Here is a 5,437-nt window from a genome sequence, read left to right on the forward strand (position 1 = left end):
CCGAATTTTCTCTGTCAGTTTTTATTTACTATCTTTCGGCTTGCACACGCTACAAAGCATATGCAAAACCGTTGCCAACAAGCTGACCAAAAACCTCTGACTTGAAAATTAAACAGAATTATTTAAAAGGAAAATCCGTTTTCATAGTTTCATTACTCGTAATCGGAATTACAATTCTGACTGTTTATCTGACTGGAATTAATTACAATCGAAATCTGACTTCGAACCTCTATTTGTCACTCGGAATTATTGCTACTGCCTTATTTCTTTTTATGACTTATGGACTTTACAGCGGAATTGGACTGATTGACAATTTTCCAAAATTTCGAAATTTTAAACGTGGAGATTTAATGGCAAATGCAACACCGACTTTTGACACACCAAGTATTTCAGTTGGCGATGGAATTGGAGGACTGATTTTATCAATTTTACTTTGGATTGGAATGACAATTTTGATTATCATTTTGCTAATCGTTTTGGAAGCTGTTTTTTGGTTTTCGATTTTTATAATTTTAGCAATGTTGTATTGGATTTTTTTCAGAGCATTAAAATTCGTTTTTGATAAATCAAAAGATACAAAAGGAGATATTGGAATTTCAGCAGTTTACTCGCTGACTTATACTCTACTCTATGTTGGTTGGATTTTCGGAATCGTTTATCTGACTGAAATAATAAAATAAAGCCAGTTGGCAACACAGTATAAAATTAATGGCTAGTTCTCGCCTACTTACGAAAATCCTCGCGGATTTTCTATTTGGTGTTTATTTGCTAAATTAGGTGCTTAAACACGCCACTAATCTTATACATAAACGTTGTAAAACATTTATGACAAACATTTCGAATGAAAAAGACGCTTTCAATTTTCATCTTTATTTTACCATTTCTTTTGAGTTCTCAAAATATAGAAACGATAGATTGGATAACAAATAATTCAATAGAAATTGAAGATTCTAATCCTGATTCTGAACTAAAAATTTTTAAAGAAAATACACCTACTAAATTTGTAAATGCAAAAATTTATGGATTTGGGGAAGCTTCTCATAATACAAAAGAATTTTTTGACTTAAAGGCTAAATTTTTCAAATATTTAGTAAAAACTCAAGGTGTGAGAAGTTTTATAATGGAAGAATCTTATCAAGCTGAATCTGGAATAAATGAATGGATAAGTGGAGGAAAAGGAGATATTACAACAATTGCTAAAAACTTTAATACCGGTTTTTGGTACACTAAAGAAATTGTAAATTTATTACAATGGATAAGAAACTATAATTTAAATAAAGCAAAAGAAAATCAAATTCGATTTTATGGAATGGATATTCAATTAGCTAAAAATATTAGTCAAGAAATACGTGAGTTTGTTAATATACATAAAATTAATATTGACCAAAAACTACTAATGATTGCTGATAGTTGCTCAAACAAAAAAATAGATTATAGTAAATCTGAAAGTTGGTGGCAAGTTCAGCTTCCAGAATTAAATAAACTGAAAAAACAAATACTGAATTCACAAATAAAAGATGAAGACTACAAACCTGTAATCAGAAGTTTAGATTGTTTAATAAATTACACTCAATATGCATCAAAGGTTAAAACTAAATATCCAGAAAGTACTGAATTTAGAGATTTAAAAATGTTTGAAAACGTCAAATGGATAGTAGAAAATGAATCTAAAAATGGAAAAGCTTTTATATGGGCTCATAATGACCACATAAATAAAAGAGAAATGTATTACACTGGTAGTAATATAATTAATTTAGGTCGTCATTTGAAAGATTATTATAAAGAAGATTATTACAGTGTAGGTTTCGACTTTGGAATTGGAAAAATAAATGGTTTTGTAATTGACAACAAGAAAGGAAATCATTGGAAAACTTACCATATAGAAAAACCTTTCAAAAAAACATACGCTAAGACATTAATGTTAATTAATAAAGATGTTTATTTTGTTGATTTACAGCAAGCAATTGAGAGTGATTCTTCAAACTTTTTTAGCAAAAAGAATAAACATTTATTAATTGGTGGTGGAGGTTATCAACCTAAACCACTACATAAGATTATGATAAGTAAAATTTACACTGAAACATACGATGGATTAATTTTTGTAAAAGAAATATCAATACCAGATTATAAACTGAATAAATAAAAAACGTTTTACAACAAAGTATAAAATTAATGCTTGGGTCTGTGCTTAAACCAGCGATTAGTCCTGTTTTGCTACATCTGATTTTCCTACGGAAAATCCTCGCACACAAAACCGCACTATTCTTATACAAGCACGTTCTATGCAATCTGAAGCAACCATATGAAAAACGAAATTAAGAAATGGATTTTAAGAAATTTCGGAAACATCTTTGGTGTTTTTGGAGTTGTAGCAACTTTATATTTTGGATTATTTTATATTCCAGACTATATCAAAGAATCCGGAAATGCAAAACTAAACAACGCATCGAACGAAATTATCCAATCCATTAAGGAATTGGTCTACTCTGATTCTATTGCTTCTATAACAGAAATTAAGGCATTAATCAACAGTAAAGAAGTTGGTGCAAATTTGGAATTCGAGAATTCTGACAAATGGTTTCTTTTGAAAGCAGAAGAATCTTTTATGGAAGACAAGTTTATCCCATTAACTGAACGAAGAAAATTGATTGCTGAAATTGAAACTCTGACATTGGCTTTACCTAAAACAACCGATAAAGAACCAGAAAAAATACAAGAAAGTAAATCAAAGTGGTTTTCTACAGGTTTATCAATTTTAATCACATTACTTTCAATAATTGCAGGATACTTTTCGTTTCGAGCAAATTATTTAACACGAAAGAGCAAAGACGAAGAAATAGAAAATGAATTGAAAGAAGCACGCACAGAAATTGGTGCAACTATAATGTCTATAGGTTATAAAAAAATAGAAAAAGATATATTAAACATTTTGGAAAAATCGAAATACGATATCAACCCCAATTCGTTTAATAAAACAGATAGAGAATTTGATTTTGAATTTAGAAAAGACAAAAGAAAATATTTTGTAGAAGTCAAAGTTTTAAGAGCAAGTAAAGTCGGATTAAAATCGATAGAATCATTTTTATTACAACTTCAAGGAAATAAAGGTTTTGGAATATTTATATACAATACGGAATTGACTTCATTAAGTGAAAGTAGAATTCGTGATTTTAATAAAATTAATAAACATAGTAAAGTTTATACAATTCGATTCACAAACAAATCTGAAGTTGAAGAAAAAATTAAAGAAATTGTGGAAAAGACTGCATAGAACACCGTGTATAATTAATTGCTAGTTCTAGCCTACTTACGAAAATCCTCGCGGATTTTCTATTCGGTTTTTATTTGCTAAATTACGTGCTTGACCACGCAACAAACCATATACAACAACGTTGGCAAACATATGACCAAACAATGAAATTCATCAATCTAATCATAATTCTACTTCTGACTGTTGGTTGTTCTAATAAAAAGAACATAGCGAATTTTGAAAAAATTCTGGGAAAAGAAAATAGCGAAACTCTGACTTTTCTTGTAAACGACTTTGAAACTGATTTTCTTAAAAAACAATATCCCGAATTGAGCACAGAAATGTCTTATCGAGAATTCCTAAAGGAACTTGAAAATAATTCTACTGGAAATTGGAGAAAACTTTCGGCAATAGGTAGAGAAATGTTTAATAAAAATAATCTCAAATATGAAATTTATAGAATTGCCGATTCGGTTTGGATTGAAAAAAACCCAGACACATTATATTATAAGTTTGAGAAAAATACTATTAAGACAAAATGGAAATTCCTAAATGAAAATGGGGAATTTGAATTTGGAACATCCGAATCATCAATCGCGTTAGATGAACCAAAAAATGAAGATTCATTAATAAATAGGAGAAAAAAATATACGGATATAAATTATGTTGGAAAGTATAGAAAAGCACTTTATTCAGTTGCCGATAAAAATAGATTAATAAATGAATATTTAGATTTGACTTTTAAAGCTGGGACAATTGACCCTCGATTAATAGCAAGTAAAATGTTGAACAGCAATGTTGACTTATCTGATTATTTTATAAAAAGATTAATTATAACTGAAATATTATATTAAAAATACGTTTGCCAACAAAGTATAAAATTAATGCTTGGGTCTGTGCTTAATCCAGCGATTAGTCCTGTTTTGTTACATCTGATTTTCCTACGGAAAATCCTCGCACACAAAACCGCACTAATCTTATACATAAACGTTGCCACACATTTGAAAAAACGAACATTGAGAAAAATTTACATTCTGATTTTAATTTCAATCGTCTTGCAAAACTGCAAAGAAAGAACTGAATTGAATATTGATTTAAGACCGACTTATTCCGACTTTGAAAATGACCGTGAACAAAGAAATTTATATGGAGAAGTTAAAGAGTTAGAACAATACAAAGCCATTTTTCAAAATAGTAAAGAAACGAGAGAACCATTACCAACTTTAAAAGAAAAGTTCACTGAATTTGGTTCATTGAATAAAGCGGAATACTTTGACAATTATGGACAAATAACTCAAATTGACCTATTTCGCTACGATAAAAATGATTACCTGACAAAATCAACTTCCGAGAATAAATTAGCCAATCAAAAGACGATTCAACTTATTTCTTATGATTCAATAAATAATACCACAACAAGAAACATCACATTTAATGATAGTTTAAATTATAAGTTCATTTCAAAATTTGACAGTAACGATTTAATCGTAGAACAAATCAAAATCGAGGCTAAAGACACAGTAGTTAGAAGTTACGAATACAAATTCAATGATAGTAATAATAAGATATTAGAAAAGGAGTTTGAGGAAGGCAAAGAACTTTCAGTTGGAAAATATAAATACAGCAATGAAAACCAATTGATTGAATACTCTAACAAGCACGAATGGATGGAGCTACTGACTGAAACAGTATGGAAAAATAATCGGATTGTAAAACAAACAGATTACACGATTTCAGCAGATTTAAATAAACACTTGGATAGAATAACCGAATACGATAAGCTATTCAATCCTATCAACGAAAAAATCTATGAAAATTCGGAATTAAATCGGGAATTGAAATATGATTATGAATTTGACCAATTTGGAAATTGGACAAAACGGACTGTTTCAATGAAAGAACATTTTGCGAATTCAGACAAGTTTATACCAATTTACATTGAGTCGAGAGAAATAAAATATTGGAATTAAAAAACGTGTGGCAACAACGTGTATAGCTCATTGCGGCTGAATTCCTAATCGGAATTCATTGCAATTTGCTATCTTTCGGTTACGGCGGAAAATCATAGCTGATTTTCCGCAACGAGCCATACACAAAACCGTTACAAACAATTTTGACCCGTCCTGAATAAAGGCTACATAATTTAACACAATTATGTATAAAAATGACAAAGTAATTAGACGTTAC

At 29.5% G+C, this 5,437-nt stretch carries 5 protein-coding genes; all 5 read left to right on the forward strand.

The genetic code is table 11. The features are described 5' to 3' along the window. The first annotated feature begins 101 nt into the window (after positions 1–101). The 5 genes from Q0739_RS14525 (at position 102) to Q0739_RS14545 (ending at position 5,220) form a co-directional block, all read left to right on the forward strand. Positions 102–680 (forward strand): hypothetical protein, encoded by a 579-nt coding sequence (locus Q0739_RS14525; RefSeq protein ID WP_298239462.1) that lies wholly within the window; start codon positions 102–104, stop codon positions 678–680. Between the two features lie 161 nt (positions 681–841). Continuing rightward, positions 842–2,143, forward strand: coding sequence for an erythromycin esterase family protein (locus tag Q0739_RS14530; RefSeq protein WP_298239463.1), 1,302 nt, complete (start codon positions 842–844; stop codon positions 2,141–2,143). 159 nt (positions 2,144–2,302) lie between these two features. Next, positions 2,303–3,271: a hypothetical protein gene (locus Q0739_RS14535; protein WP_298239464.1), complete on the forward strand. Its 969-nt coding sequence runs from the start codon at positions 2,303–2,305 to the stop codon at positions 3,269–3,271. A 143-nt stretch (positions 3,272–3,414) separates the two neighbouring features. Then, complete coding sequence (locus Q0739_RS14540; protein WP_298239465.1) at positions 3,415–4,104, forward strand: hypothetical protein; 690 nt, start codon at positions 3,415–3,417, stop codon at positions 4,102–4,104. A gap of 162 nt (positions 4,105–4,266) precedes the next feature. Next, positions 4,267–5,220, forward strand: a complete 954-nt coding sequence (locus tag Q0739_RS14545) for a hypothetical protein (RefSeq protein ID WP_298239466.1) — start codon at positions 4,267–4,269, stop codon at positions 5,218–5,220. The last annotated feature ends 217 nt before the right edge of the window (positions 5,221–5,437 follow it).

It is taken from the genome of uncultured Algibacter sp., assembly GCF_947487605.1.
Taxonomy (GTDB): domain Bacteria; phylum Bacteroidota; class Bacteroidia; order Flavobacteriales; family Flavobacteriaceae; genus Algibacter_D.

Bases quoted from the DNA above. Each gene is read 5' to 3' on its own strand.
- Q0739_RS14535 (WP_298239464.1), top strand. From the start codon at position 2,303: ATGAAAAACGAAATTAAGAAATGGATTTTAAGAAATTTCGGAAACATC.
- Q0739_RS14530 (WP_298239463.1), top strand. From the start codon at position 842: ATGAAAAAGACGCTTTCAATTTTCATCTTTATTTTACCATTTCTTTTG.
- Q0739_RS14540 (WP_298239465.1), top strand. From the start codon at position 3,415: ATGAAATTCATCAATCTAATCATAATTCTACTTCTGACTGTTGGTTGT.